This is a genomic window from Burkholderia sp. KL41 (assembly GCF_057005415.2).
Map to the genome: position 1 here is coordinate 100,170 of NZ_CM174446.1, position 26,528 is coordinate 126,697.

24 protein-coding genes are annotated in these 26,528 nt (G+C 66.2%); 17 read left to right on the forward strand and 7 right to left on the reverse strand.

The genetic code is table 11. From position 1 onward, the window contains the following. The first annotated feature begins 291 nt into the window (after positions 1 to 291). Positions 292 to 741: a lytic transglycosylase domain-containing protein gene (locus tag PQB87_RS00455; protein ID WP_027788734.1), complete on the forward strand. Its 450-nt coding sequence runs from the start codon at positions 292 to 294 to the stop codon at positions 739 to 741. A 159-nt stretch (positions 742 to 900) separates the two neighbouring features. Then, the gene (locus PQB87_RS00460) at positions 901 to 2,214 is read left to right on the forward strand and encodes a GTP-binding protein (protein WP_027788733.1); all 1,314 of its coding nucleotides are present in this window, start codon (positions 901 to 903) and stop codon (positions 2,212 to 2,214) included. 118 nt (positions 2,215 to 2,332) lie between these two features. Here PQB87_RS00460 and PQB87_RS00465 read toward each other — a convergent pair whose 3' ends face one another. Continuing rightward, positions 2,333 to 2,611 (reverse strand): HU family DNA-binding protein, encoded by a 279-nt coding sequence (locus PQB87_RS00465; RefSeq protein ID WP_006401505.1) that lies wholly within the window; start codon positions 2,609 to 2,611, stop codon positions 2,333 to 2,335. 388 nt (positions 2,612 to 2,999) lie between these two features. On the opposite strand from PQB87_RS00465, the gene mnmC reads away from it, so the two are divergent. The 7 genes from mnmC (at position 3,000) to PQB87_RS00500 (ending at position 11,910) form a co-directional block, all read left to right on the forward strand. Continuing rightward, positions 3,000 to 4,970 carry a bifunctional tRNA (5-methylaminomethyl-2-thiouridine)(34)-methyltransferase MnmC2/FAD-dependent 5-carboxymethylaminomethyl-2-thiouridine(34) oxidoreductase MnmC1 gene (mnmC, locus tag PQB87_RS00470; protein WP_489242447.1) on the forward strand — a complete coding sequence of 657 codons (1,971 nt, stop codon included), beginning with the start codon at positions 3,000 to 3,002 and terminating at the stop codon, positions 4,968 to 4,970. A gap of 671 nt (positions 4,971 to 5,641) precedes the next feature. Continuing rightward, a complete protein-coding gene (locus PQB87_RS00475; RefSeq protein WP_027788731.1) occupies positions 5,642 to 6,856 on the forward strand; it encodes a cation:proton antiporter in 1,215 nt (404 codons plus the stop codon). A 14-nt stretch (positions 6,857 to 6,870) separates the two neighbouring features. Beyond that, entirely contained in the window at positions 6,871 to 7,986 is a 1,116-nt protein-coding gene (locus tag PQB87_RS00480) for a YbdK family carboxylate-amine ligase (protein WP_021160413.1), read from the forward strand. A gap of 508 nt (positions 7,987 to 8,494) precedes the next feature. Continuing rightward, on the forward strand, positions 8,495 to 9,133 hold the full coding sequence (locus PQB87_RS00485) for a MarR family winged helix-turn-helix transcriptional regulator (protein ID WP_027788730.1): 639 nt from the start codon (positions 8,495 to 8,497) through the stop codon (positions 9,131 to 9,133). A gap of 28 nt (positions 9,134 to 9,161) precedes the next feature. Continuing rightward, a complete protein-coding gene (locus PQB87_RS00490) occupies positions 9,162 to 9,872 on the forward strand; it encodes a glutamine amidotransferase (protein ID WP_059687954.1) in 711 nt (236 codons plus the stop codon). A 215-nt stretch (positions 9,873 to 10,087) separates the two neighbouring features. Beyond that, positions 10,088 to 11,200 carry an NADH:flavin oxidoreductase/NADH oxidase gene (locus PQB87_RS00495; RefSeq protein WP_174416000.1) on the forward strand — a complete coding sequence of 371 codons (1,113 nt, stop codon included), beginning with the start codon at positions 10,088 to 10,090 and terminating at the stop codon, positions 11,198 to 11,200. 179 nt (positions 11,201 to 11,379) lie between these two features. Further along, on the forward strand, positions 11,380 to 11,910 hold the full coding sequence (locus tag PQB87_RS00500; protein ID WP_301863766.1) for an SET domain-containing protein: 531 nt from the start codon (positions 11,380 to 11,382) through the stop codon (positions 11,908 to 11,910). Between the two features lie 134 nt (positions 11,911 to 12,044). Here the strand turns inward: PQB87_RS00500 and PQB87_RS00505 are convergent, their stop codons facing one another. Continuing rightward, positions 12,045 to 13,529 carry a sensor histidine kinase gene (locus PQB87_RS00505; RefSeq protein WP_489242448.1) on the reverse strand — a complete coding sequence of 495 codons (1,485 nt, stop codon included), beginning with the start codon at positions 13,527 to 13,529 and terminating at the stop codon, positions 12,045 to 12,047. A gap of 119 nt (positions 13,530 to 13,648) precedes the next feature. Next, positions 13,649 to 14,341, reverse strand: a complete 693-nt coding sequence (locus PQB87_RS00510; RefSeq protein WP_006401494.1) for a response regulator — start codon at positions 14,339 to 14,341, stop codon at positions 13,649 to 13,651. A 122-nt stretch (positions 14,342 to 14,463) separates the two neighbouring features. Here PQB87_RS00510 and PQB87_RS00515 point away from each other — a divergent pair, with 122 nt between their 5' ends. After that, entirely contained in the window at positions 14,464 to 14,694 is a 231-nt protein-coding gene (locus tag PQB87_RS00515) for a DUF3717 domain-containing protein (RefSeq protein ID WP_021160419.1), read from the forward strand. A 92-nt stretch (positions 14,695 to 14,786) separates the two neighbouring features. On the opposite strand, the gene PQB87_RS00520 is transcribed toward PQB87_RS00515, so the two are convergent. Both PQB87_RS00520 and phhA read right to left on the reverse strand, forming a co-directional pair. Further along, positions 14,787 to 15,095, reverse strand: a complete 309-nt coding sequence (locus PQB87_RS00520) for a 4a-hydroxytetrahydrobiopterin dehydratase (RefSeq protein ID WP_027788725.1) — start codon at positions 15,093 to 15,095, stop codon at positions 14,787 to 14,789. Positions 15,096 to 15,259: 164 nt separating this feature from the next. Next, positions 15,260 to 16,153: a phenylalanine 4-monooxygenase gene (gene phhA, locus PQB87_RS00525; protein ID WP_059857622.1), complete on the reverse strand. Its 894-nt coding sequence runs from the start codon at positions 16,151 to 16,153 to the stop codon at positions 15,260 to 15,262. 139 nt (positions 16,154 to 16,292) lie between these two features. Between phhA and PQB87_RS00530 the strand changes: the two genes are divergently transcribed. After that, complete coding sequence (locus PQB87_RS00530; RefSeq protein ID WP_006408082.1) at positions 16,293 to 16,778, forward strand: Lrp/AsnC family transcriptional regulator; 486 nt, start codon at positions 16,293 to 16,295, stop codon at positions 16,776 to 16,778. 162 nt (positions 16,779 to 16,940) lie between these two features. Here PQB87_RS00530 and PQB87_RS00535 read toward each other — a convergent pair whose 3' ends face one another. Continuing rightward, complete coding sequence (locus PQB87_RS00535; protein ID WP_048023987.1) at positions 16,941 to 17,474, reverse strand: class IV adenylate cyclase; 534 nt, start codon at positions 17,472 to 17,474, stop codon at positions 16,941 to 16,943. A gap of 170 nt (positions 17,475 to 17,644) precedes the next feature. Next, positions 17,645 to 18,544, reverse strand: coding sequence for a LysR family transcriptional regulator (locus PQB87_RS00540; protein ID WP_060062259.1), 900 nt, complete (start codon positions 18,542 to 18,544; stop codon positions 17,645 to 17,647). A gap of 183 nt (positions 18,545 to 18,727) precedes the next feature. On the opposite strand from PQB87_RS00540, the gene PQB87_RS00545 reads away from it, so the two are divergent. The 6 genes from PQB87_RS00545 (at position 18,728) to PQB87_RS00570 (ending at position 25,658) form a co-directional block, all read left to right on the forward strand. Further along, a complete protein-coding gene (locus PQB87_RS00545; protein WP_489242449.1) occupies positions 18,728 to 20,413 on the forward strand; it encodes a GMC family oxidoreductase in 1,686 nt (561 codons plus the stop codon). 448 nt (positions 20,414 to 20,861) lie between these two features. Then, positions 20,862 to 21,641, forward strand: a complete 780-nt coding sequence (locus PQB87_RS00550; RefSeq protein ID WP_021160426.1) for an ABC transporter ATP-binding protein — start codon at positions 20,862 to 20,864, stop codon at positions 21,639 to 21,641. Beyond that, positions 21,638 to 22,393 (forward strand): ABC transporter ATP-binding protein, encoded by a 756-nt coding sequence (locus PQB87_RS00555; protein ID WP_021160427.1) that lies wholly within the window; start codon positions 21,638 to 21,640, stop codon positions 22,391 to 22,393. Before PQB87_RS00550 ends, PQB87_RS00555 begins: the two co-directional genes overlap by 4 nt. A gap of 76 nt (positions 22,394 to 22,469) precedes the next feature. After that, complete coding sequence (locus PQB87_RS00560; RefSeq protein WP_048023983.1) at positions 22,470 to 23,669, forward strand: ABC transporter substrate-binding protein; 1,200 nt, start codon at positions 22,470 to 22,472, stop codon at positions 23,667 to 23,669. Between the two features lie 130 nt (positions 23,670 to 23,799). After that, the gene (locus PQB87_RS00565; protein WP_021160429.1) at positions 23,800 to 24,684 is read left to right on the forward strand and encodes a branched-chain amino acid ABC transporter permease; all 885 of its coding nucleotides are present in this window, start codon (positions 23,800 to 23,802) and stop codon (positions 24,682 to 24,684) included. Beyond that, positions 24,684 to 25,658: a branched-chain amino acid ABC transporter permease gene (locus PQB87_RS00570; RefSeq protein WP_059490387.1), complete on the forward strand. Its 975-nt coding sequence runs from the start codon at positions 24,684 to 24,686 to the stop codon at positions 25,656 to 25,658. The genes PQB87_RS00565 and PQB87_RS00570 overlap by 1 nt, the downstream gene beginning before the upstream one ends. Positions 25,659 to 26,528 lie beyond the last annotated feature (870 nt).

The window sequence follows — 26,528 nt, forward strand, 5'->3', positions numbered from 1 at the left end:
GCAGTTTTTCATGTCCGAAATATCACATTGACCCGAGGACTGTCTCACATACGACATGTATTCTGCGAGCCGTATGCAATATGTAATGTTCGGCGCTATGCTCTGCATCCCGGCCATCGCCCCCGTTTCACGATGAACCGACACGGAAATGCGGTATAACCGGGCTGCCGTATTCCTGTATGTCGCAAGCTGACGGACTGTCGGTATGATACGGGCGGCGCGTTTCTCATCGCACGAATAACAGGCACGGGTTTTCCCGACCTTCGCGCAATTTATTATCGATACCGCACCATGAACAGACGGTTCGCCTCGATTGCGTTGATCGCCGCCGGCGCGTGTTTCGCCAGCGCGAACGCTCGCGCGGACTGTTTCGACGAGGCGGCAAAATATCAGCAGGTCAATCCGCTGATCCTGCGCGCGATCGCGTGGCAGGAGTCGCGCAACCGGCCCGGCGCGCTGAACAAGAACACGAACGGCTCGGTCGACTACGGCCTGATGCAGATCAATTCGATCCACCTGCCGACGCTGTCGCGCTACGGGATCGGCCGCGACACGCTGATGGAGCCGTGCAAGAACGTCTACATCGCCGCGTGGCATCTCAAGCAGAAGATGAACCGCTACGGCAACACGTGGCAGGCGGTCGGCGCCTATCATTCGGAAACACCGTCGCTGCGCGACAAGTACGCGCGGCAGATCGCCGCCATCCTGACGCAATGGAAGCTGTTGCCGCCCGTGCAGTGACGCAACGGCCCGGCGCGGCCTGACGCCGTACCGGCCGGCCGGCGCGCGTTTGATGCACAATGCGGATCTCACGCCGCAATTTCGCCCGTCCGCGGGACGATCGCGCCCCGGAAGGGCGCCGCGGCCGCTTTTTCAATTTTTCCGTTGGTGCGTATCGCTATGAATCCGGCTATGAACCAGCCGTTGCCCGTCACCGTGCTGTCCGGTTTCCTCGGCGCCGGCAAGACCACGCTGCTCAACCATGTCCTCGCGAACCGCGCGGGCCTGAAAGTCGCCGTGATCGTCAACGATCTCGCAGCGGTCAACATCGACGCATCGCTCGTGCGCGACGCGCAGGCGCTGTCGCACGTCGAGGAACGCCTCGTCGAGATGTCGAACGGCTGCATCTGCTGCACGCTGCGCGACGACCTGCTCGTCGAGATCCGGAACCTCGCATCCGAAGGCCGCTTCGATGCGATCATGATCGAATCGACCGGTATCGCGGAGCCGATGCCGATCGCCGAAACCTTCACGTTCGTCGACGACGACGGCACGTCGCTGTCCGCGATCGCGCGGCTCGACACGCTCGTCACCGTGGTCGACGCGTACAACTTCCTCCGCGACTACGGCTCGGACGACGCGCTCGCAACCCGCGGCATCGCCGCCTCGGAAGAGGACGACCGCACGCTCGTCGAGCTGCTGATCGAGCAGATCGAATTCTGCGACGTGCTGGTGATCAACAAGGCCGACCTCGTCGGCGCCGACGAACTCGCACGCCTGCAGCACATCCTCGCGCGACTCAACCCGCGCGCACACCAGGTCGTGTCGACGTTCGGCAACGTGCCGCTCGACGAAGTGCTGAACACGGGACGTTTCGATTTCGACGAGGCCGCGAACGCGCCGGGCTGGCTCGCATCGCTCGACCACGATCACACGCATTGCGACGACCCGGACTGCCATGACGAACATCATGCGCACGTACACGGCGAAGCCGACGAATTCGGCATCGGCAATTTTGTTTACCGCGCGCGCCGGCCGTTTCATCCGGCACGGCTCTGGGCGCTGCTGCACCAGGAGTGGCCGGGCGTGCTGCGCAGCAAGGGCTTCTTCTGGCTCGCGACGCGCAACGACATCGCGGGCTCGCTGTCGCAGGCGGGCGGCGTATGCCGGCATGGCCCGGCGGGTCTGTGGTGGGCTGCGCAGGATCGCGCGGAATGGCCGGACGACGACGAACTGCTCGCGGAAATCCGCGCCGAATGGCACGGCGATCTCGACGATCGCGCGGTGGGCGATCGCCGGCAGGAACTCGTGCTGATCGGCATCGCGCTCGACGCGGATGCATGGCGCGAGAAACTCGATGCGTGCCTGCTGACCGATGCGGAATTCGCGCTCGGCGCGGCGGGATGGCACGCGTTCGACGATCCGTTCCCGGTGTGGGACATCGATTCGCACGACGACGACGATCACGGCGACACGCAGATCGTGCACGTGTAACGCGTTGTAAAAACAACCGTTAAATCTTGCAAGAGGGGCGCGGACTGTGGCGAAAATGCCGCGCGCGCCCAACAAAAAACCCGCCGAAAGGCGGGTTTTTCTTGGAACAGGCGCTGGATTAACGCTTGTTGACGGCGTCCTTGAACGCCTTGCCAGCCGTGAACTTGACCGTCTTGGCTGCCGGGATCTTGATGGTTTCGCCCGTCTTCGGGTTGCGGCCCGTACGTGCTGCGCGCTTGCCCGAACCGAAGCTGCCGAAGCCGATCAGCTGAACCGCATCACCCTTCGACACGGCCTTCTTGATGACTTCGAGCAGCGTGTCCAGCGTTTCGCCGGTTTGAGCCTTGCTGGCGCCGGTTTGGGCGGCGACGGCGTCGATCAGTTCCTGTTTGTTCATTAAGGTTCCTTTATCAGGTTAGGTTGACACGAACAGCGCGAACGCGCCGATTATACGTGCGCGAACCGTGCCGTCGAGAGTCAGACTCCGACGACACAGCGCCGAATCCTGGCCCGCGCGACGCGCCCTCCGGTATGCCGGCGGCCACCCCGCGGTACGGCGTTGCTATGATAGCGCAGCGCAAACCCAATAACGACAAGGGTTTCAAAGATTTTCATCGGTATTTCGCCGAATGAATCACGGACTGCCCATTTTTTGACCAGCGCCAACCGGACAGGATACGCAGCGCGGTCCGTCCATGCGCCGCCCCGTTGGCTTTTTCCAACGGACGGACGGACGGCCCCGCGCAATCCCTTGCCAGGCTTGGCTGCCACGTTTTTTGTTTCGCATGACCGACCGACTTGTTCCCGCCACGCTCGCCATCCGCGACGACGGCACGCTCGTGTCGCCCGAGTTCGGCGACATCTATCACAACGTCGCGGGCGCGCTCGCGCAGGCGAACTACGTGTCCGTCGCGGGCAACCGGCTGCCGGCGCGCTGGCAAGGCCGCCGCACGTTCACGATCGTCGAGACGGGGTTCGGCACGGGCGCCAACTTCCTCGCGACCTGGGCCGCGTGGCGCGAGGATCCCGCACGCTGCGAGCGGCTGCATTTCGTGTCGGTCGAGAAGCACCCGTTCTCGCGCGACGACTTGCGCAAGGCGCTTTCCCATATCGTTGCGAACACAACCATGTCGGCCGAAGCCGCGATGCTTGCCGATGCGTGGCCGACGCTCGTGCCGGGTTTGCACCGGCTCGAATTCGACGACGGGCGGGTCGTGCTCACGCTTGCATTCGGCGACGCGCGCGAGATGCTGCCGAAACTCGTTGCACGTGCCGATGCGTTTTATCTGGACGGTTTTGCGCCGGCGAAAAACCCGGACATGTGGTCGGCCGACGTGTTCCGCGCACTCGGACGCCTCGCTGCCGAAGGCGCGACCTTCGCGACGTATTCGAGTTCGGGCGTCGTGAAACAGGCGCTCACCGACGCGGGTTTCACGTATCGCAAGGTCGACGGGTTTGCCGGCAAGTTCGTGATGCTCGTCGGCGAATACGCGCCGCGCTGGCGCGCGCGGCGGCACGAGCCGCCGCTCGCATTGCCCGTTGCGGCACGCCGCGCGATCGTGATCGGTGCGGGCCTGGCGGGCTGCGCGGTCGTCGAACGTCTCGCCGCGCGCGGCTGGGAGGTCACGCTGATCGAACGGCACGACCGGATTGCGAGCGAGGCGTCGGGCAATCCGGCCGGCGTGTTCCATCCGCTGATGACGCGCGACGACAACGTCGCGAGCCGGCTCACGCGCGGCGGCTTCCTGCACGCGATCGCACGCTGGCGCGCACTCGAACGCGCGGGCCATGCATTCGCGCGCAGCACGCACGGGATGATTCATCTCGCCGAATCGGCCGACGACTTCGCGCGGATGCGTGATGCTTTCGATGCGTTCGGCGCACCGTCCGACTACGTATCGCTGCTCGACGCCGATGCCGCGCGCGCCCATCTGAACCTGCCGATCGCGCACGGCGGCCTGCTGTTTCCGCACGGCGGCGCCGTCTGGCCGGCCGGCCTTTGCGCGGCCCAGTACGAGGCGGCCGGCGAGCGCGTGCGCTTGCTCGCGTCCACCGCCGTGGCACGACTCGAACGGCGGGGCGATGCATGGCATGCGCTCGACGATGCGGGCGGCACACTGGCCGAAGCACCCGTCGTCGTGCTCGCGAATGCCGGCGATGCCGCGCGCCTCGCCGGGCTGCAGCACGTCGCACTGCAACCGGTGCGTGGCCAGCTCACGTTGCTGCCCCCCGGCAGCACGGCACCGCTGCCGTGCCCGGCGATCGGCGACGGTTACGCGGTACCGCTCGACGACGGCACGCTGCTGATCGGCGCGACGTTCGAGCCCGACGATGTCGATCCCGCGATGCGCGCGGCCGGTCACGCCGAAAACCTCGAGCGCGTGCGCCATCTGCTGCCGGGCCTGATTGGCGACGTGCCGGACCCAGGCACGCTGCGCGGCCGCGTTGCGTTCCGCTGGGTCGTCGGCGATCGTCTGCCGCTCATCGGCCCGCTCGCGGACGAAGCGGGAGCCGTCGCCAAGGCACGCGCGCTGAGCGGTGCGCAAGCGCGCGACCTGCCGCGCATGCCCGGACTCTACGGCGCATTCGGTTTCGGTTCGCGCGGCCTCGTATGGGCCGCACTCGGCGCCGAACTGATCGCCTCGCAACTCGAAGGCGAGCCGTGGCCGCTCGAACGCGAACTCGCCGATGCCGTCGATCCCGCACGCTTCCTGATCCGCGCATTGCGCGCGCGCCGCGTCAGCCAGGCCGGCTGACCGCCCACCCGAGCCGATCACAGTTTCCCGATTTTTTCGCGCAAGGTTATCCACTCGACGCTGTGGATAACCGCGCGGAATCCGCGCGCACTTCGTGTGCAATCACAGTGGACGTAAACTGGGCAACTCGGCACAGCTGTGAAACGGCCCGAAAGTTGCTCAATCGAAACTTCTGTGCACGAACAGCCTGTGCAACGGGTTATGGACTCTCCAACACCTTGATCCGTCGACGTAAACCGAAGTTATCCACAGAACTGTGCGAGCCTTGTTAACTTCTACTACGTATATATACAAGTAAACCTTTGAAACCAAAGACCTGGGGTGTCGCACAGCGCCGCGAGTCGAATCAATGGGTTCCAGACCGAAAAAGCTGTGGCACAATCGGTTTCCTTCGCGTTCATCCGGCCAGGCGCCGGACATGCTTCAATGGAACGGTCGGCACGATTTCGAATCTGAATCTTCGAGACTGCGCAGTCCGTTCACACACCAGGCCGACAATCCAGATCGGCAACCTGAGCGACTTTCCGCCCTGTGGCGGAACAGGCGGATCCCATGTCCCGCCGTCGTCGACACAACAATCACATTCGGGGCGATACCCAGCCGGCGCGCATCCATTTCTGACGCTTGATCCTGTGTCGCTGGCGGTCGCTTCCAAAGGAGAAGTCACCACGATGAAGTCGGCGTTCTCATTCCTGCCCAACTGGCCGCTTACGCCGGATGCCGTGTTCTGGGCCGGGCTCGCGCTGTTCGCGGCCGGCCTGTGCGGCGAACTGTGCTATCGCGCATGGCGGCTGCCGCGCATCACCGGTTATGCGGTGATCGGTCTCGTCGCCGGATCGTTCGGATTCGGCGTGATCGATGCAAGCACCGACGAAACCTCGCGGCTGCTGATCGACGTCGCGCTCGGCCTGTTGCTGTTCGAGCTCGGCAGCCGTCTCGACCTGCGCTGGATCCGGCGCAATCCGTGGCTCGTCGCGTCGAGCCTCGCCGAAGCCACGCTGACGTTCGTGCTGGTGCTGTTCGTGATGCTGGCGCTCGGCGTATCGGGGATGGTCGCGCTCGTGCTGTCGGCGATCGCGATCGCGACCTCGCCATCGATGGTGATCCAGCTGAAGACCGAACTGCGCGCGGAAGGGCAGGTGTCGCAACGACTCATCACGCTCACCGCGCTCAACAGCGTCTATGCGATCGTGCTGACCAAGCTCGTGACGAGCTGGCTCCACCAGGAAGCGTACGGCAACGTTTTCGCGACGATCCTGCAGCCGCTCTACCTGCTCGCCGGTTCGTTCATCGTCGCGTATCTCGTCGCGCGTTCGTGCAATTTCCTGTTCCGCCACATGACGTCGACGATGCGTGACGAGCATTCGTTCGTCGCGCTGTTCGGGCTCGTGATGCTCGCGATCGCGGTGGCCCAGGCACTGAAGCTGTCGACGCTGCTCACGCTGCTGCTCGCCGGCATCATCGTGAAGAACCTCGAGGCCCGCCCGCAGCTGTGGCCCGAGCATTTCGGCACGGCCGGCTGGCTGCTGACGGTGGTCCTGTTCGTGCTCACGCTCACGTCGTTCACGTGGGGCGACATCGCGCTCGGCGGGTTGCTCGCGATCGTGCTGATCGTCACGCGGCTCGTCGCGAAGCTGGCCGGTGTCGTCGCGTTCGCGAAGCCGAGCGGCATCGGGATGAAGCAGGGCATCGCGCTCGGCATCGCGCTCACGCCGATGTCCGCGCTGTCGTACCTGCTCGTCGACGACACCTACCAGCTCTATCCGAATTTCGACCCGCACCTGCGCGCGATCGTGATGTGCACGATCGTGATCCTGCAGCTCGTCAGCCCGTTCATCGTCTACCGCTGCCTGTCGGCGGTCGGTGAGCGCAGCGACAGCAACTGATTCCGGAACCTGCCATGGCACTCGAAACCTTCGTCAATTCCGAGCCGTTCACGTTCGGCGTCGAACTGGAGATCCAGGTCGTCAACACGCACAACTACGACCTGACCAAAGCGGCATCCGACCTGATGCGCCTGATCCAGGGCGAGACCTTTCCGGGCAACATCACGCCGGAAATCACCGAGAGCATGATCGAGCTGTCGACCGGCATCTGCCATTCGCACGAGCAGGCGGTGAGCGAGCTGCACGCGATCCGCGACGTGCTCGTGAAGGCGGCCGACCAGCTCAACGTCGGGCTGGCCGGCGGCGGCACGCATGCGTTCCAGCAATGGAGCGACCGGCAGATCTACGATGCGCCGCGCTTCCAGTACATCTCCGAACTGTACGGTTATCTGGCCAAACAGTTCACCGTGTTCGGCCAGCACGTGCACATCGGCTGTCCCGATCCCGACAGTGCGCTGTTCCTGCTGCACTCGATGTCGCGCTTCATTCCGCACTTCATCGCGCTGTCCGCGTCGTCGCCGTTCGTGCAGAACGTCGACACCGGCTTCCATTCGGCACGCCTGAATTCGGTGTTCGCGTTCCCGCTGTCGGGCCGCGCGCCGTTCGTGCTGACCTGGGACAGCTTCGAGGAGTACTTCACGAAGATGGTGAACACGGGTGTCGTCAACTCGATGAAGGACTTCTACTGGGACATCCGCCCGAAACCCGGCTACGGGACGATCGAGGTGCGCGTGATGGACACGCCGCTGTCGGTCGACCGCGCGGCGGCGATCGCCTGCTACATCCAGACGCTCGCGCGCTACCTGCTGACCGACCGGCCGCTGAAGCTGTCGGAGGACGACTACCTCGTCTACACGTTCAACCGTTTCGAGGCGTGCCGCTTCGGGCTCGAGGGCACCTGCGTGAATCCTCAGACGGGTGAGCGCCGTACCATCGCCGAAGACATCCTCGACACGCTCGACCGGATCGCGCCGCATGCGGCCGCGCTCGGTTCACGCGCGGCGCTCGACGAGATCGGCGCACTGGCCCAGGCGCGCGTGAACGACGCCTCGTGGTTGAGAACCGTTTTCAAACAGGAAAAATCGCTCAACGAGACGGTCCGCCAGCAGTGCTTACGTTGGCGCGAATGAAAAAATGTTTTGCAGATTACGGGGTCGACCGAGTCGCGATTCACTGAATGGCTGGCGGCCTCGATTGACGCCGAAATCGTTGCCGGTTGTCCGGAAAATCTGTGGATAACCCGATATTCCGCTGCAAAGTCAACGATCTGTGCACGGGATAACCCGGTGGATCATTGCGGTCGGCCCGATGGCCGATCCGAACAGGAAAATGTCCCGACACCCCGCTGCGCGGGCGTTCGGCATTGCAGGCACAACGAAAAATTTTGGTTATCCAGTGATTTTCCACAGAATGAAGGGGATAACTTAGCTGTGCGATTTTCCGCTCTCGCTTAGAATGTCGGCTTTGCGGACACCGGAACGATGCGTGTCTTACCGGTCGCCGCGAACGCGACCGCCGCGTGTGCCCTCGCGACGGCCGTGCTGACGCACTCGTAAGAGCGCGTCTGTTTTGAGATAGACATTCGATCTCCACACTACGGCCGCTCGGCAAACCGGGCGGCGGCAAAGCGAAAAGACTATGAGCGAAGGCGTTTACGGGAATCAGGCTTCGGGACGTGTGACCCACAGCCTGCTGCGGTTGAGTACGGCCATGCGAAGCCAGGCATGGGATTGGGCGGAAGGCGCTGGCCTCACGCCGACGCAGGGCGAGATTCTCGTGCTGCTGCTGCAACGCAAGGGCCCGATGCGGCTCGGCGAGATCGCGCGCGAGACGCAGCTGACCGCGGCGACCACGAGCGATGCGGTCAGCACGCTCGAGACGAAGGGTCTCGTCGAGAAGCGCCGCGCGCTGGACGACGGCCGTGCACTGGCCGTGCGCCTGTCGGCCCGTGGCCGCACGGCCGCGAAGAAGGCGCTGCAATGGCCTGAATTCCTGACGAAAGCCGTCGGCAAGCTCGGCGCGGACGAGCAGGGCGCACTGTATCGCGCGCTGCTGAAGACGCTGCGCGAACTGCAGGTGGCCGGTGCGACGCCGCCGCAGCGCATGTGCCTGACGTGCGCCCACTTCCAGCCGGGCAAGCTGTCGAAGAAGACCGTGCATCACTGCGCGGCGCTCGACATCTCGATGTCCGACAGCGATCTGCGTCTCGACTGCTCGGTGCAGGAAGAAGCCGACGCGGCGACGCAGAAGAAGACCTGGAAGATTTTCGCCGGCTGACGTCCGTCGATCGACCGGGAGGCCGATGATGAACGCTGAAGTCGTGGCGATCCGCCACGTGCACTTCGAGGATCTCGGGAGCTTCGAGCAGGTGCTCGGCGAACGGGGTCGGCGGGTGCGCTACGTCGACGTCGGGTCGTCGCGCTTCGAGGTGCTCGACGTACTCGAGCCGTCGCTCATCGTCGTGCTCGGCGGGCCGCTCAGCGTGTACGACGACGCGCAGTATCCGACGATCGCGCCGCTCGCGGCGCTCGTGCGCACGCGCATCGACGCCGGGCTGCCGATCCTCGGCATCTGCCTCGGCGCGCAGTTCATCGCCCGGGCGCTCGGCGCGCGCGTCTACCCGGCCGCTCAGCACGAACTCGGCTGGGCGCCGCTGACGCTCACCGATGCCGGCCGCGCATCGCCGCTGCGCCATCTCGATGGCGCGGCGACGTCGATGCTGCACTGGCATGGCGACACGTTCGACCTGCCGGGCGGTGCGATTCATCTCGCGTCGACACCGGCCTGCCGCCACCAGGCATTCGCGTGGGGCCAGCACGTGCTGGCGCTGCAATGCCATCCGGAAATCCGCACCGACCGCTTCGAACCGTGGCTGATCGCCAACGCCGGCGAAATCGCGGCCACGCCCGGCATCGACGCGCGCCAGTTGCGCGCCGATACCGCGCAGCACGGCCCCGCGCTCGAGGCGGCCGCGCGACGGATGTTCGCGGAGTGGCTCGACGGCGTCGGACTCTGACACGGCAAGCGGCGCCGCCGTTTGCCGCGAAGCGGTTGCCCGGCCCGCGTCCGCTGCAGGCCGGCGCATTGCCGTATGCGCGCCGTTTGCCGCGTCGCCGGCAACCCGTCGTGGGCCGTACCTGACCATCCGCTTACTGCCGCGTGCACCGTCAGCACGCTTGCGGCCTGCGTGCTACGCTCGTTCGCTCTTTCCTTTCCTGGCGAGCGGCCTCCATGACTGCGCTGTTTTCCCCGTTCACGCTGCGCGGCGTGACTCTTCCGAACCGGATCGTGATCTCCCCGATGTGCCAGTATTCGGCCGAGCGCGGTGAAGCGACCGACTGGCACATGATTCACCTCGGTCATCTCGCGCTGTCGGGCGCGGGGCTGCTCTGCATCGAGGCGACCGCGGTGGAACCCGACGGGCGCATCACGCATGGCGACCTCGGCCTCTGGGACGACGTGACCGAAGCCGCGCTGAAGCCCGTGCTGGCCGCGATCCGCAAGCATTCGCCGATCCGCGTCGCGATGCAGTTGTCGCATGCGGGGCGCAAGGCGTCGAGCAACGTGCCGTGGCAGGGCGGTCAGCTCGTGCCGGTCGCCGACGGCGGCTGGTTGCCGCACGCGCCGTCGGCGGTGCCGCACAAGGACGGCGAGACGCCGCCCCTCGCCCTCGATGCCGCCGGCCTGAACCGGATCCGCGAAGCGTTCGCGGCCTCGGCGAAGCGTGCCGCACGGCTTGGCATCGACGCGATCGAGGTGCATGCGGCACATGGCTACCTGCTGCACCAGTTCCTGTCGCCGCTCGCGAACCAGCGCACCGACGAATACGGCGGCTCGCTCGAAAACCGGATGCGCTTTCCGCTCGAGATCTTCGAGATCGTGCGCGCGGCGTTTCCGGAGGACCGGCCGGTCGGCGTGCGCGTGTCGGCCACCGACTGGGTCGAAGGCGGCTGGGAGCTCGACGATACGATCGTGTTCGCGCACGAACTGAAGCGCCGCGGCTGCGACTGGATCGACGTGTCGTCCGGCGGCGTGTCGCCGCTGCAGAAAATCCCGCTGTCGCCTGGCTACCAGGTGCCGTTCGCGCAGGCGGTGAAGCGCGCGGTCGGCATGCCGACGGTTGCCGTCGGGCTGATCAACGAGCCCGCGCATGCGAACCGGCTGATCGAGGCCGGCGATGCCGATTTCGTCGCGATGGCGCGTGCGATGCTGTACGACCCGCGCTGGCCGTGGCACGCGGCGGCCGAGCTCGGTGCGCAGGTGACGGCGCCGCCGCAGTACTGGCGTTCGCAGCCGCGCGAGCACAAGGCGTTGTTCGGCGACGTCGCTTTCGGCCAGCGTTGAGCATCGCACGCGCAATATTGCGTGTGATGTTGAACGAAGCAATCGTGAACGTGTAGGATGCGGGTGATTCGCCGCATGCCCCGACGCGGCACCGACCGGTGCCGCGTTTTCGTTTTGCGCGGCGCGAGGCCGCGATCGCGGCCGCCCCCATTCAAGTCGTTTTCACAAGGATTCGGTCGATGAGTTCACGCAGGATCGCGGTGCGCCGCTCGGGAGTACACGGCAAGGGCGTGTTCGCCGTGGCGCCGATCAAGGCCGGCGAGCGCGTAGTGGAATACAAGGGCGAACGAATTTCGTGGAAGGAAGCGCTGCGTCGCCATCCGCACGACCCGAGCGAACCGAACCATACGTTCTACTTCGCACTGGACGAGGGCGGGGTGATCGACGGCAAGATCGACGGCAACAGCGCGCGCTGGATCAACCACTCGTGCGCACCGAACTGCGAAGCCGAGGAAGTCAAAGGCCGCGTGTACATTCACGCGCTGCGCGACATCGGGCCGGAAGAGGAGCTGTTCTACGACTACGGCCTCGTGATCGACGCGAAGCTGACGAAGTCGCTCAAGCGTGAATACGCGTGCCATTGCGGCGCAACGTCGTGCCGCGGCACGCTGCTCGCGACGCCCGACGACGGCGGCAAGAAGAAAAAGAAGAAGGACAAGAAGGACGGCAAGTCCGAGTCCCGTTCGAAGGACAAGAAAAACAAGAAGTGACGCAGGCGGCGGCGCATCGTGCGCTGCCGTTGCCGTTTCAGCGCCCGGCTGCCGCATCATGCGGCTTGCTGCCGGGTTTTCCGCCTTCGTCATCCGGCGCGCGGCCCGGCCAGGGGCCGCCCGCCGCGAATCGCTCAGTGCGTCGACGCGGCGGCCGGGGTTTCGCTGGCCGGCTTGTCCGTGCGTGCAGTCAGCGGCACCCTCACCACGAAGCGCGAGCCGCCTTCCGACGCATCCTCGTACGATACGGTGCCGCCGTGCATCGCGATGATGTCGTGCACGATCGCGAGGCCGAGCCCGGCGCCCGTCTCGACGCCGTTGCCGTTTTGCGCGTCGCCGCGGAAGAATCGCTTGAACAGGTCGGCCTGCTGGTTGGCGGGCACGCCGGGGCCGTTGTCCTCGACGACGATCTCGGCGGCCGGCTGGCCGCCCTCGAGCACGCCGCGCGCGACGTTCACCGTGATCCGCGCACCGTCCGGCCGCGCGAGCGGCACGTACTTCAGCGCATTGTCGAGCAGGTTCGCGATCACCTCGCGCAACAGCACGGGGTTGCCGCGCACGACCAGCTTCTCGTCGTCACCCGGATCGTCGGTACGCTGGAAGCCGAGGTCGACATGCGACGCGAGTGCGCGCGGCACCCATTCGGCGCCCGTCTCGAATGCCATCGCCGCGAGGTCGACGTTGACGAACCGTGCGGCCTGCTCGCCCGGTTCCGCGCGAGCGAGCGACAGCAACTGGTTCGACAGTCGTACCGCGCGGTCGGCGGCCGCGCGCAGCTCGCGCACCGCGGCGAAGGTCTGGTGCGGATCGCGTGCAACGGCCGCTTGCTCCGCGTGCAGCTTCACGGCCGTGAGCGGCGTGCGCAACTGGTGCGCGGCATCGGCGATGAACTTGCGCTGCGCGTCGAGCGCGGTTTTCAGGCGGCCGAGCAGGGCGTTCATCGCGCTCGTCAGCGGCCGGATTTCCAGCGGCACCTCGGTTTCGTCGACCGGTTCCAGCGACGTGTGGGTCTGCCGGTTCAGTGAATCGGCCAGATGCGTGAGCGGGCCGAGCTGCTGGTTGACGACGCGCCACACGATGCCCCAGCCCGCGAGCAGCAGCAGCAGCAGCGGCATCATGATCGCGACGAGGAATTCGGCCGCGATCCGGTAGCGGTGCCGCACCGGCTGCGCGACCTCGACGACCATCGGCTTGCCGCCTTCGACGTTGTCGACGCGCACCTGCGCGACCCGTACCGCGCGGTTGTCGTATTCGGCCTCGAACACGTATGCGTGATGCATGCGGCGCACGTTGATGCCCCGCAGCGGCAGCTTCGGATCGCCGGCGAGTTCCTGTTCGCCGTCGCTGATCCGGTAGATCAGCGCTTCGGCGGGATCGGAGAACATCGCCTGCGCGAGCGGCGGCACCGTGAACGGCGCGTCGGGGCCGGCGATCTGGATCTGTTTGGAAATGGCGGTCGCGAGATCGGCGAGCGAGCGGTCGATCACGTGCTGCGTGTATTGCCACGCGAGCCAGTAGGCGATCAGGCCGCTCATCAGTGCGAGCATCGACAACGGGGCGGCGAGGCGCCGGAGCAGCGAGCGGCGCAGGCTGGTGGTCACAGCCGGATCAGGTGACATTTCGACGGGCAAATGGATAAGCGCCGCTCACGGGGAGCGGCGCGGTCGTACGCCGGGCGGCGATGCGGGCAGGGTGGGCGCGCCGGCGGGCCAGGCCGGCCGGTGCGCCGCACCGCCGTTCAGACGCTCGCCGTCTGGCGGATTTCCTGCAGCAGGTAGCCGAAGCCGCGCACCGTGACGATTTCGACGCGGCACTGCTCGAGTTTCTTGCGCACGCGGTGCACGTAGACTTCGATCGCGGTGTCGCCGAGATCGCCGCCGAAGTGCGTGAGGTGATCCTGCAGCTGGGCCTTGCTGACGACGCGGCCGTGACGCAGCAGCAGCATCTCGAGCACCGCGAATTCACGCGGCGACAGTTCGAGCGGCTTGTCGTCGTTGAAGATGCGGCGATCGACGCCCGACAGGCGGACGCCGCCGAGCGACACTTCCGGGCGCGGCATGTCGCTGTGCGGGCCGCTGCGGCGCATCACCGCGCGGATGCGCGCTTCGAGCTCGGCCGGCTCGAACGGCTTGAGCATGTAGTCGTCGGCGCCGGAGTTCAGGCCCTGGATCCGGTCGTTCAGCTCGTCGCGTGCGGTCAGCACGATGACGGGCGTGTGGCGGTTGGTCTGGCGGAAGCGCGTGAGCAGCGTCATCCCGTCGATGCCCGGCAGGCCGAGGTCGAGGATCACGAGTTCGTGGCGATTCTGTGCCAGCGCCTGTTCGGCAAAGATGCCGTCATGCACCATGTCGACGGTGAAGCCAGCCTGCTCGAGGCTGCTCTGGATACCGCGTGCGATGGGGCGGTCGTCTTCGATCAGAAGGAGTCGCATGAAGTTCGCTCAAGTACAATGGGTTGGCGGTTCAGGCACGCGGACAGCACGACGCCGTTTCCACAGGGGTGCCGCGACACCTGACATCAAGCATGGCGGCCAGCGAACGATTAAATCCAATCATGTCCGATATTTCGATCAACGACCTAGAAGCCGCGATCAATTTCTGGCGCGCCCGCTCGCCGTCGAGCGGCGACGAACTCAAACTCTGCGAAGAGGCCAGCGCGCTTTCCAAGCCGTATGCGCTGCTGATTGTACAGCGCCAAGGCGCGCTGCAACTGGAAGGTTTGGACCCCAAGGCACGGAATGCGTACGAGACTTACGTGCGCCTTAAGGATGGCTTGGAAAGCTGAAGGCTTTCGCTGACTACATCCTAGAAAACGTTCATCGAAATGAAAAGTTGACGCGCCGCGCATCGAAGGACGCGCGGCGGTAGAGGAAAGTGTCAGGCGGCCGGTTTCGCGTGCGCGCCGGCAAGGTCGATGAAAAGCGCCAGTTCGATGTCGCGTTCGGTCAGGCCGTCGGCGTCGTGGGTCGACAGCGTGATGTCGACGCGGTTGTACACGTTGAACCATTCCGGATGGTGGTTCATCTCCTGTGCCTTGATCGCGACGCGCGTCATGAAGCCGAAGGCTTCGTTGAAATCGGCGAAGCGCAGGCTGCGCTGGATCGCGTCGCGGCCCGGTACGGCCGACCAGAGCGGCAGGCCTTCGAGCCGGGTCTTGCGTTCTTCTGATGTGAGCTTGTGGATCATCTTGCACCTCTCGTTCGGTAACGGCGCCCGCGCGCGGCTGCGCCGCGCGACGAAGCCGGCACCGGTCATTGTTTCATAGTTGTGGGACGGCCATCCGGGGGCGGCCATCCGGCGACGGCCATCCGGGGACGGCCATCCGGCGACCATCGGCGCCCGCTCGCGGGTCACGCGTCGGCGTCGTCGGGCCAGCCTTCGCCGGTGCCGCGATGCAGCACGCGATCGGTATCGAGCACCGCGCCGGCCGCGAACTCGGGCAGCGCCGCCAGCCGGTCGGCCAGCGCGCGGCCGTCGACGTCGGCGAGCGCGAACAGCTGCGCGAAATCGTCGATCACGAAGTAGGTCTTCTGGAACGTGTCGATCCGATACTGCGTACGCATCACGCGCTCGAGGTCGAAGCCGAGCCGGTTCGGCGCCGCGCTTTCCAGGCTGTACAGGCTTTCGCCCTTGCTCGACACGATCCCGGCGCCGTAGATCGACAGGCCGTTCGTGCCGCGCGGATCGCGGATCAACCCGAATTCCACCGTATACCAGTAGAGTCGCGCGAGCCGCGCCAGCGCCGCTTCGTCGTCGGCGACCGCGAGCGCGGTGCGGCCGTACGCCTGCATGTAGTCGGCGAACACCGGGTCGATCAGCAGCGGCACGTGGCCGAAGAGATCGTGGAAGCAGTCGGGTTCCTGCAGGTAGTCGAGCTGGTCGGGGCGGCGCATCCACCAGGTGACCGGGAAGCGCCGGTTCGCGAGATGCTCGAAGAACACGCGGTCGGGCACGAGGCCTGGCACGGCGACGATCTCCCAGCCCGTTGCCGGCTTCAGCTGGCGGTTCACGTCGGCGAACGACGGCACGCGATCGGCCGGCAGGTCGATCTTCCCGAGCCCCGCGACGAACGCGTCGCACGCGCGCCCGCGCAGCAGCGCCGACTGGCGTGCATAGAGCTGCTTCCACACCGCGTGGTCGACCTGGCCGTATCGCGCGAGCGGCTGGTCGATGGTGAAATCGGCGCGGGTTTCGAGGCCCGCATCGAACTGCTCCTGCAGTTTCGCGGTGACGACGGTGGACATGATCTGGCTCTGCACGTGGCGGTTGTGAACCATGCAAGTGTAGAGCGGGCTGCGCGCGAAATGGGCGCAATATTGGCGTTGATTCGGACGATGATGCGATAATCGCGCATCAAATCAAGGATCAATGCGGAGAATGCTCATGCTGGAACTCGATCACTTCGATCTCGCGCTGCTGGACGTGCTGCAGCGCTTCGGCCGCGCGACGCATCAGCAGCTCGGCGAGGAGGTGCCGCTGTCGCCGTCGCAGATCGGCCGGCGGCTGCAGCGGCTCGAGGCGGCCGGCGTGATCGAAGGCTACCGCGTGATGCTCCGGCCCGAAAAGCTCGGGCTCGGCGTCACCGCGTTCACGAGCCTCAAGCTCAAGCACCACGGCGATTCGATCATCGAGCAGTTCCAGCAGCAGATCGACGTGCTGCCCGAAGTGCTCGAATGCCATGCGGTGGTGGGCGACGCGGACTACCTGCTGCGAATCGTCGCGCCCGACCTGAACGCGCTGTCGCAGTTCGTGATGAAGAAGCTGATGCGCGTGCCGGGCGTCGACAGCGTGCGCTCGAACATCGTGCTGACGACCTTCAAGCGTAACGGCGCGCTGCCGCTCGCGCACCTGGCGCCCGGCGCGGCCTGACAGGGCGACAGGGCGACAGGGCGACAGGGCGACAGGGCGACAGGGCGACAGGGCGACAGGGCGACAGGGCGACAGGGCGACAGGGCGACAGGGCGACAGGGCGGCGGCGGGGCGGCAGGGTCGAAGGCGGCGCGGGTTGCGCCGCCCCGGGGCGGGGCCGGATCAGGCCGCTTCGGGCTGCGTGTCGGCGTTCAGCAGGTCGACGTATGCGACCGCGACGAGATCGTCCGGCGACACGCCAAGCTTCGCGAACACGGCGTGCGCTTCGGCTTCGCCGCCGGCTTCGTCGTCGTCGGGGCCGAGCACGACTTCCAGTTCGATGAAATCGCCGAGGCCGTCGACGCGGTCGAGATGGATGCGCGTGCGGCCCGCCAGGTACACGTGCCGTTCCTTCGTCACGATCCCGCGCGTGGTCAGCGCGGTGGCGAGCAGCGCGTGCATCGCGTCGGGGTTCGTCACCGGGCTGCGCGTGTAGTACGACGCCTTCGGGCCGTCGCGGTCGTCGCGCTGGTAGAAGATCAGTTCGGCCGGCGTGCCGTCCTCGAAGCGGCGCAGCTTCAGCCGGCCGCGCGGCACGTCATAGAAGAAATCCTGCTGGCGATAGAAGAGCGGCGCTTCGGTCGCGAGTTTGGCCGCCTGTTCGCGCAGCTGGTCGAATTCGCGGGCGCGGGCTTTGATCTCGATGTTGCGGGCCATGCGGGTCTCCTTCAATCGGGGTCTCGCGGTGTGCGAACGCACAATCTAGCAAAAACGCGGAGACGGTGGCGTGACGGCAGGGGCGGGGTGCGGCGCGATGACGCGTGTCGTGCCCGGCAGCGGGATGCCCGACGCCCGACGCCCGGCATGCGCACTTTCATCAGCACCGCTCATATCGCCCATTGCGCTTCGATCAGCCGCAGCGCCGCCGCGATCGCCGGTTCGTCGCGCCGCTCGGCGAGCGTCACGAACGTCAGTTCGGTCGGCACCGTCACGCGTTCGACGATCGTCAGCGCATGCGCGTGCGCTTCGGCCAGCGCGGTCGAGTCGCGCGCGAGCGTCAATCCGATGCCCGATTTGACGAGATCGAGCATCGACTGCTCCTGGTCGACCTCGGCAACCTTGAGCGGCTGCGCGCCGGCGTCGGCGAAGCGCCGCGACAGCAGCCGGTGGTGCGCGGACGCCGGCGGCGTCCAGATCCACGGCAGCGTGGCCAGCGAGCGCCAGTCGTTTACGCGCTGTACGCGCTCCTTCCAGCCGGCCGGCGCGAGCACGCGGTACTCGAAATGCGTGAGCGTGACGGTGTGGAACAGTGCGCCGTCGAGCGGATCGTCCTCGCCCGGCCGGCCGATGTAGTAGCCGACGTCGAGCGCCTGCGTGCGCACCTGTTCGATGACCCAACCCGACATCCCGTGCCGCAGCGCCGTTTCGATCTGCGGATGGGTTTCGACGAGCGCGCGCAGGAAGCCGCCGAGCCGCAGGAAGCCCGGATCGAGGATCGTGCCGATCCGCAGCCGGCCGCGCACCTCGTGCCGCAGCGCAGCAGCGGCGCGCTGCACGTCGGCGGCCGCGGCGAGCGCGCGTTCCGCATGCGGCAGCAGGGTCTGGCCGTCGCGCGTGAGCGCGAGCCCGCGCGACGTGCGCGTAAACAGCGTGACGCCGAGCGTTTCCTGCAGATGCTTGATCTGCAGGCTGACGGCCGGCTGCGTCAGGTGCAGCTGCACGGCGGCGCGTGTCAGGTTGCCTTCGCGTGCGACCGTCGCGAACGCACGGAGCAGGGTGAGATCCATCGTCGTGATATGAGCGCGGCTTATAACGCAGTTCAGCATAACTCATTGGATCGGCGGCCGGCGGCGGGAGTACGCTTCATCGGTCGTGTCGCGCGGCCGCCAGCGCGGGCCGCGACGCACTATGCTGAAAATGCGCGCGGCACCGCGCCGCGCGGCGCACAACAACGAAGAAGGGGACACGCCGTGAGTACTCCACGCACGCTCGAAGGCGAATTCGACTACGTGATCGTCGGCGCGGGCACTGCGGGCTGCGTGCTCGCGAACCGCCTGACCGAGGATCCCGACATCCGCGTGCTGCTGCTCGAAGCAGGCGGCAAGGACGACTATCACTGGATCCACATCCCGGTCGGCTACCTGTATTGCATCGGCAACCCGCGCACCGACTGGCTGTACAAGACCCAACCCGAAGCGGCGCTCAACGGCCGGGCGCTGTCGTATCCGCGCGGCCGCGTGCTCGGCGGCTGCTCGTCGATCAACGGGATGATCTACATGCGCGGCCAGCGCGAGGATTACGACAGCTGGGCGCAGGAAACCGGCGACGCCGGCTGGTCGTGGGACAGCGTGCTGCCGATCTTCAAGCGCAGCGAGGATCACCATGCGGGCGCGAGCGACTCACACGGCGCGGGCGGTTACTGGCGCGTCGAGAAGCAGCGGCTGCGCTGGGAGATCCTCGAATCGTTCGCGCAGGCCGCGCAGCAGACGGGCATCCCGGCAACCGACGACTTCAACCGCGGCGACAATTCCGGGGTCGGTTATTTCGAGGTGAACCAGAAGCGCGGCGTGCGCTGGAATACGTCGAAGGCGTTCCTGCGGCCCGCGATGGCGCGCCCGAACCTGACCGTGATCACCGGCGCGCACGCGCAGCGCGTGATTTTCGACGGGCGGCGCGCGGTCGGCGTCGAATATCGCGGCGGCGGCACCGATTACGTTGCGCGGGCGCGCTCGGAGGTGCTGCTGACGTCCGGCGCCGTGAATTCGCCGCAGCTGCTCGAACTGTCGGGCATCGGCGACGGCCGGCGGCTGCAGGCGCTCGGCATCGACGTCGTGCAGGATCTGCCGGGCGTCGGCGAAAACCTGCAGGATCACCTGCAATTGCGGATGGCGTTTCGCGTCGAAGGCGTGCGCACGCTCAACACGCTGTCCGCGCACTGGTGGGGCAAGCTGATGATCGGCGCGGAATATGCGTTGCTGCAGCGCGGGCCGATGTCGATGGCGCCGTCGCAGCTCGGCGCATTCGCGAAATCCGATCCCGACGATCCGGCACTCACGCGCCCCGATCTCGAATACCACGTGCAGCCGCTGTCGCTCGAACGTTTCGGCGAGCCGCTGCACAGCTTCAATGCATTTACGGCGTCCGTGTGCCATCTGCGGCCGACGTCGCGCGGCAGCGTGCATGTCGCGAGCGCCGATCCGGGTGTCGCACCCGCAATCGCGCCGAACTATCTGTCGACCGACCACGATCGCCACGTCGCCGCGAACGCGTTGCGCCTCACGCGCCGGATCGCGTCCGCGCAGGCGCTCGCGCGTTATCGACCCGAGGAAATCCTGCCCGGCACGCAGTACCGCAGCGAAGCCGAGCTGATCGAAGCGGCGGGCGCCGTCGGCACGACGATCTTCCACCCGGTCGGCACCTGCCGGATGGGGCGGACCGACGACGAGCGTGCGGTCGTCGACAGCCGGCTGCGTGTACGCGGGATCGCCGGGCTGCGGATCGTCGATGCGTCGGTGATGCCCTTCATTACATCGGGCAATACCAATTCGCCGACGCTGATGATCGCCGAGCGCGCGAGCGACATGATCCGTGCCGATCGCCGCGCGGCGCGCGAAGCAACGACGGTGCGAACGGAGCCCGCGGCGACGGCCGTGTGACGGAACGCTGACGCGCACGACCGCGAGCCGTCATGATGACGCCCGCTGGTTCGATATGCGAAACAAGCTGCCGGTGCAGATCGTGTCGATTGCGTCGCTTCACCGGCAAGATCCATGCAAGCCGTGCAGCCGCACGGCTTTCCTGTTGCGTGCCTGCCGCGCCGTGCGAAGAGGCAACGGTCGATGATGCACGTGTCAAAAAAAACGTGGCGCGAAACCGTGCACAGCCGCGTGCGACATGGCGGCCAGCCCTATAAGTGCAAATCCCGATGATTGCACTGCACCAACGGCGAGACAATGTGGCGCAGTGTGAATACGCGTCGGCGCGGGAGACCACCCTCGAGGCGTAACACGGCGCCCGGGGCAGCCTGCTCATCCGCTGACGTGTTTCGCGGCCGCTTCGCGCGAATCTTCCCGGTGCTTCGCCTGACTTCGTACGGAAGGGAACATGATTCTCGGCGACACGATTCTGGAAACACGCGGACTGACCAAGGAATTCAGGGGTTTCACGGCCGTCAACGGCGTGAACCTGCGTGTGCGTCGCGGTGCGATCCATGCGTTGATCGGACCGAACGGCGCGGGCAAGACGACCTGCTTCAACCTCCTCACCAAATTCCTGACGCCGACGGCCGGCCAGATCGTCTTCAACGGGATCGACATCACCGACGAGCGGCCCGCGCAGGTCGCGCGGCGCGGCATCATCCGTTCGTTCCAGATCTCGGCCGTCTTCCCGCACCTGACCGCACTGCAGAACGTGCGCATCGGCCTGCAGCGCGCGCTCGGCACCGAATTCCATTTCTGGCGCAGCGAACGCACGCTCAAGCGGCTCGACGACCGTGCGATGGATCTGCTCACGCAGGTCGGCCTCACCGATTTCGCGCAGGTGCCGACCGTCGAACTCGCATACGGCCGCAAGCGCGCGCTGGAGATCGCGACCACGCTCGCGATGGAGCCCGAGCTGATGCTGCTCGACGAGCCCACGCAAGGGATGGGCCACGAGGACGTCGATCGCGTGACCGCACTGATCAAGAAGGTCGCGAGCGGCCGCACGATACTGATGGTCGAGCACAACATGAACGTGATCGCGGGCATCTCCGACACGATCACCGTCCTGCAGCGCGGCGAGGTGCTGGCCGAAGGCTCGTATGCGGAAGTGTCGAAGAATCCGCTCGTCATCGAAGCCTACATGGGCAGCGCCGACGCGGCGCTCGCGGGGGCGCACGCATGAAGCACAGCGAACGGGAGGAACGCGAATTGAGCGGCGTCGAAAGCGGTACGCCCGCGCTGGAGATCACGGGCCTGGAGGCCTGGTACGGGGAATCCCACATATTGCACGGTGTCGACCTGACGGTGCATCGCGGCGAGGTCGTCACGCTGCTCGGCCGCAACGGCGCGGGCCGCACGACGACGCTGCGCGCGATCATGGGCCTCACGGGCCGCCGCAGCGGGTCGATCAAGGTCGCGGGCAACGAGACGATCGGCCTCGCGACACACCGCATCGCGCATTTCGGTGTCGGCTACTGCCCGGAGGAGCGCGGGATCTTCTCGAGCCTGTCGTGCGAGGAGAACCTGATGCTGCCGCCGCCGATCGGGCCGCGCGATCACGCGATGTCGATCGACGAGATCTACACGATGTTCCCGAACCTCGCGTCGCGCCGGCAGAGCCAGGGCACGCGGCTGTCCGGCGGCGAGCAGCAGATGCTCGCGGTTGCGCGGATCCTGCGCACCGGCGCGAACCTGCTGCTGCTCGACGAGATCTCCGAAGGCCTCGCGCCGGTGATCGTGCAGTCGCTGGCGCGGATGATCGTCGCGCTGAAGGCGCGCGGCTACACGATCGTGATGGTCGAACAGAATTTCCGCTTCGCGGCGCCGCTTGCCGACCGGTTCTACGTGATGGAGCACGGCAGCATCGTCGAACATTTCCAGGCGGCCGAACTGGAAAGCAAGATGCCGACCCTGCACGACCTGCTCGGGGTGTGACGCCGCCCCGTCTCTCTCGCCGCTAGCCGTGGCGGCTTCGAACAACCACAACGCATCAGAACAACAGGAGACGTCAATGAAAATGAAGACCCTCGCACACGCCTGTCTCGCGCTCGCGGCCGCCGCGTTCACCACCGGCGCCGCGCAGGCCGCGGATACCGTGAAGATCGGCTTCATCACCGACATGTCGGGGCTTTACGCGGATATCGACGGGCAGGGCGGCCTCGAGGCGATCCGCATGGCGGTCGCCGATTTCGGCGGCAAGGTGCTCGGCAAGCCGATCGAGGTCGTCTATGCCGATCACCAGAACAAGGCCGACATCGCCGCGTCGAAGGCGCGCGAATGGATGGACCGCGGCGGGCTCGACCTGCTGGTCGGCGGCACGAACTCGGCCACCGCGCTGTCGATGAACCAGGTCGCGGGCGAGAAGAAGAAGGTCTACATCAACATCGGCGCGGGCGCCGACACGCTGACGAACGAGCAGTGCACGCCGTACACGGTCCACTACGCATACGACACGATGGCGCTCGCGAAGGGCACCGGTTCGGCGGTGGTGAAGCAGGGCGGCAAGAGCTGGTTCTTCCTGACCGCCGACTACGCGTTCGGCAAGGCGCTCGAGAAGAACACGTCGGATGTCGTGAAGGCGAACGGCGGGCAGGTGCTCGGCACGGTGCGTCACCCGCTGTCCGCGTCGGACTTCTCGTCGTTCCTGCTGCAGGCGCAGGCGTCGAAGGCGCAGATCCTCGGCCTCGCGAACGCGGGCGGCGACACGATCAACTCGATCAAGGCCGCGAAGGAGTTCGGCATCACGAAGACGATGAAGCTCGCCGCGCTGCTGATGTTCATCGACGACGTGCACAGCCTCGGCCTCGAGACGACGCAGGGCCTCGTGCTGACCGACAGCTGGTACTGGAACCGCGATGCGGCGTCGCGCCAGTGGGCGCAACGCTACTTCGGCAAGATGAAGAAGATGCCGTCGAGCCTGCAGGCGGCCGACTACTCGTCGGTGACGACCTACCTGAAGGCGGTCCAGGCCGCCGGCACGACCGATTCCGACAAGGTGATGGCCGAGCTGAAGAAGATCAAGATCAACGACTTCTACGCGAAGGGCTACATCCGCACGGACGGCAGCATGATCCACGACATGTACCTGATGGAAGTGAAGAAGCCTGCTGAATCGAAGGAGCCGTGGGATTACTACAAGGTGCTCGCGACGATTCCGGGCGAACAGGCGTTCGGGACCAAGCAGGAATCGCGCTGCGCGTTGTGGAAGTAAGCGGGGCTTGGCGGCGCGCGAGTTGCGCGCCGCACGGTGGCGGCCGCAGCGATGTGCCCCGCTGCGCCGCCCGCGTGCGTGTCCCTGGAAGGTTGCGCGCGCAACGAAACTCATACTGACGGCTAAGTCGATGGAAATCTTTGGCATTCCGTTGCCGGCGATGCTGAGCCAGTTGCTGCTCGGGCTCGTCAACGGCTCGTTCTACGCGATCCTGAGCCTCGGGCTCGCGGTGATCTTCGGGCTGCTCAACGTGATCAACTTCGCGCACGGCGCGCTGTTCATGCTGGGCGCGATGCTCGCGTGGATGGGCCTGTCGTACTTCGGGCTGCCGTACTGGGCGATGCTCGTGATCGCGCCGCTGGTCGTCGGTGCGTTCGGGATCCTGATCGAACGCTCGATGCTGCGCTGGCTGTACAAGCTCGATCACCTGTACGGGCTGCTGCTCACGTTCGGGCTCACGCTGGTCGTCGAGGGCGTGTTCCGGTCGATCTACGGCTCGTCCGGCCAGCCGTACGACGTGCCGTCGCAGCTGTCCGGCGCCACCAACCTCGGCTTCATGTTCCTGCCGAACTACCGTGCGTGGGTGGTCGTCGCGTCGCTCGCGGTGTGTCTCGTGACCTGGTTCGTGATCGAGAAGACGCGCCTCGGCGCCTACCTGCGCGCGGGCACCGAGAACCCGAAGCTCGTCGAGGCATTCGGCGTGAACGTGCCGATGATGATCACGCTCACCTACGGCTTCGGCGTCGCGCTCGCGGCGTTCGCGGGCGTGCTGGCCGCGCCGGTGATCCAGGTGTCGCCGCTGATGGGCCAGCCGATGATCATCACCGTGTTCGCGGTGGTCGTGATCGGCGGGATGGGGTCGATCCTCGGCTCGATCGTCACGGGCCTGATGCTCGGCGTGATCGAGGGTTTCACGCGCGTGTTCTACCCCGAAGCGTCGGCCACCGTCGTGTTCGTGATCATGGCGATCGTGCTGCTGTTCCGCCCGGCGGGCCTCTTCGGCAAGGAAAAATGATGCAGAGAAAAGTGCTCTACGGCGTGCTGCTTGCCGCACTGCTCGCCGCGCCGTTCATCGGCGCGTACCCGGTGTTCGTGATGAAGGTGCTCACGTTCGCGCTGTTCGCGGCCGCATTCAACCTGCTGATCGGCTATACGGGGCTGCTGTCGTTCGGCCATGCGATGTTCCTCGCGACCGCCGGTTATGCGACCGGTTATTCGATGCAGACGCTCGGCTTCACGCCGGAACTCGGGGTGCTCGTCGGCACCGTTGCCGCGACGCTGCTCGGGCTCGTCGTCGGGCTGTTCGCGATCCGCCGGCAGGGCATCTACTTCGCGATGATCACGCTCGCGTTCGCGCAGATGGTCTATTTCATCTACCTGCAGGCGCCGTTCACGCACGGCGAAGACGGGTTGCAGGGCGTGCCGCGCGGCCACCTGTTCGGGCTGCTCGACCTGTCGAACGACGTCGCGCTGTACTACGTCGTGGTGGCGGTGGTCGTCGCCGCGTGCGCGTTCATCGTGCGGGTCGTGCATTCGCCGTTCGGCCAGGTGCTCGTCGCGATCAAGGAGAACGAGGCGCGCGCGATCTCGCTCGGCTACGACACCGATCGTTTCAAGCTGCTCGCGTTCATCCTGTCGGCAGGCATCGCGGGGCTGGCCGGCTCGCTGAAGGTGCTCGTGCTCGGCTTCGAGACGCTGTCGGACGCGTACTGGACGATGTCGGGCCTCGTCGTGCTGATGACGCTCGTCGGCGGCATGGGCACGCTGTTCGGGCCGCTGCTCGGCGCGGCGCTGATCGTCGCGCTCGAAGACCGGCTCGGCGACATCGGCGAATGGCTCGCATCGGCGACGGGCGTCGCGTGGTTCCATTCGCTCGGCGAATCGGCGACGATCGTCACGGGGCTGATCTTCATCGTGTGCGTGCTCGCCTTCCGGCGTGGCATCGTCGGCGAGATGGTTGCGCGGATCAAGCCGCTCAGGGCCTCCTGAGCGCATGCCGCGCACGTCGCCGCGGGTTGATGCGAAGCACCATCCGGCATGCTCGTGAAGCGCGTCGCAGCGCGCTCGGGGCGGCACCGCGCGGCTGGCTGCTGCCCCATTTTCGTGCGGCGATGCACCATAGGGGTAAATGCTAAGTTGCCGTGGTGCTTAAGCCTCTTTAAGATTCACTTCAGTTCTGATGCACCGCGAAACGAATTTGCAGGTGGAGAACGAGGAGACAATCGAGGCACAAAGTGCCCGGACCCTAAAGCGCTGTTGGACGGAATCCAACAGCGCTTTTTCATTTGGTGCACGAATTTCCATCGACGGTGCAGGCGAATCGCGCCGCGTTCCGCGCGCCCGTGTTCTGCCTCGCGTCACTCGCGCGTCATCCCGTCCCCCGATTTCATCCATACCTGCCGGTCGATCGCCGCCGGCGCGCAGCCGTGCGCATGCCGTCCGGGCTTACCCGGTTGGCGTGCACAAAAAGCGTCCGTTACACTCAGCTTTCGCCGACCGTGCGGTCGGGAAAACGGTCGGCAGTTCTCCTACAAGCAAAATGCAGAAGAGGGAGTGCGGTTGGATGAGAAGCGCGGGACGAAGGATCGGGGCGGGAGGGGCGGCTGGCGCCGCTCGTTCGGGGGCGGACGTGCATCGGTATGCCCGGGCTTTCACGAGCCGCCCTGCGGCCGGCATGTGCGTTCCGATGCAATCTGCCGGCACGATGGTGTGCCCGGTCGTTGCGTTCGCATCCGATTGGTCGTTCGCATTCGCATGAACGGCCGTTTTTCCGATCCCGCATTGCCCGCGCGTGGAGCCGTATCAGGCCCGGCCGGCCGACCTTCCGGCGATCGTTGCGCCCGCATCGATCGCGTTTCG

Bases quoted from the DNA above. Each gene is read 5' to 3' on its own strand.
- PQB87_RS00455 (WP_027788734.1), top strand. From the start codon at position 292: ATGAACAGACGGTTCGCCTCGATTGCGTTGATCGCCGCCGGCGCGTGT.
- PQB87_RS00515 (WP_021160419.1), top strand. From the start codon at position 14,464: ATGTCCGATATTTCGATCAACGACCTAGAAGCCGCGATCAATTTCTGG.
- PQB87_RS00535 (WP_048023987.1), bottom strand. From the start codon at position 17,474: ATGGCCCGCAACATCGAGATCAAAGCCCGCGCCCGCGAATTCGACCAG.
- PQB87_RS00490 (WP_059687954.1), top strand. From the start codon at position 9,162: ATGAACGCTGAAGTCGTGGCGATCCGCCACGTGCACTTCGAGGATCTC.
- PQB87_RS00505 (WP_489242448.1), bottom strand. From the start codon at position 13,529: ATGTCACCTGATCCGGCTGTGACCACCAGCCTGCGCCGCTCGCTGCTC.
- PQB87_RS00530 (WP_006408082.1), top strand. From the start codon at position 16,293: ATGCTGGAACTCGATCACTTCGATCTCGCGCTGCTGGACGTGCTGCAG.
- PQB87_RS00570 (WP_059490387.1), top strand. From the start codon at position 24,684: ATGCAGAGAAAAGTGCTCTACGGCGTGCTGCTTGCCGCACTGCTCGCC.
- PQB87_RS00560 (WP_048023983.1), top strand. From the start codon at position 22,470: ATGAAAATGAAGACCCTCGCACACGCCTGTCTCGCGCTCGCGGCCGCC.
- PQB87_RS00555 (WP_021160427.1), top strand. From the start codon at position 21,638: ATGAAGCACAGCGAACGGGAGGAACGCGAATTGAGCGGCGTCGAAAGC.
- PQB87_RS00520 (WP_027788725.1), bottom strand. From the start codon at position 15,095: ATGATCCACAAGCTCACATCAGAAGAACGCAAGACCCGGCTCGAAGGC.
- PQB87_RS00475 (WP_027788731.1), top strand. From the start codon at position 5,642: ATGAAGTCGGCGTTCTCATTCCTGCCCAACTGGCCGCTTACGCCGGAT.
- PQB87_RS00500 (WP_301863766.1), top strand. From the start codon at position 11,380: ATGAGTTCACGCAGGATCGCGGTGCGCCGCTCGGGAGTACACGGCAAG.
- PQB87_RS00460 (WP_027788733.1), top strand. From the start codon at position 901: ATGAATCCGGCTATGAACCAGCCGTTGCCCGTCACCGTGCTGTCCGGT.
- PQB87_RS00480 (WP_021160413.1), top strand. From the start codon at position 6,871: ATGGCACTCGAAACCTTCGTCAATTCCGAGCCGTTCACGTTCGGCGTC.
- PQB87_RS00510 (WP_006401494.1), bottom strand. From the start codon at position 14,341: ATGCGACTCCTTCTGATCGAAGACGACCGCCCCATCGCACGCGGTATC.
- PQB87_RS00495 (WP_174416000.1), top strand. From the start codon at position 10,088: ATGACTGCGCTGTTTTCCCCGTTCACGCTGCGCGGCGTGACTCTTCCG.
- mnmC (WP_489242447.1), top strand. From the start codon at position 3,000: ATGACCGACCGACTTGTTCCCGCCACGCTCGCCATCCGCGACGACGGC.
- PQB87_RS00565 (WP_021160429.1), top strand. From the start codon at position 23,800: ATGGAAATCTTTGGCATTCCGTTGCCGGCGATGCTGAGCCAGTTGCTG.
- PQB87_RS00485 (WP_027788730.1), top strand. From the start codon at position 8,495: ATGAGCGAAGGCGTTTACGGGAATCAGGCTTCGGGACGTGTGACCCAC.
- PQB87_RS00550 (WP_021160426.1), top strand. From the start codon at position 20,862: ATGATTCTCGGCGACACGATTCTGGAAACACGCGGACTGACCAAGGAA.
- PQB87_RS00465 (WP_006401505.1), bottom strand. From the start codon at position 2,611: ATGAACAAACAGGAACTGATCGACGCCGTCGCCGCCCAAACCGGCGCC.
- PQB87_RS00540 (WP_060062259.1), bottom strand. From the start codon at position 18,544: ATGGATCTCACCCTGCTCCGTGCGTTCGCGACGGTCGCACGCGAAGGC.
- phhA (WP_059857622.1), bottom strand. From the start codon at position 16,153: ATGTCCACCGTCGTCACCGCGAAACTGCAGGAGCAGTTCGATGCGGGC.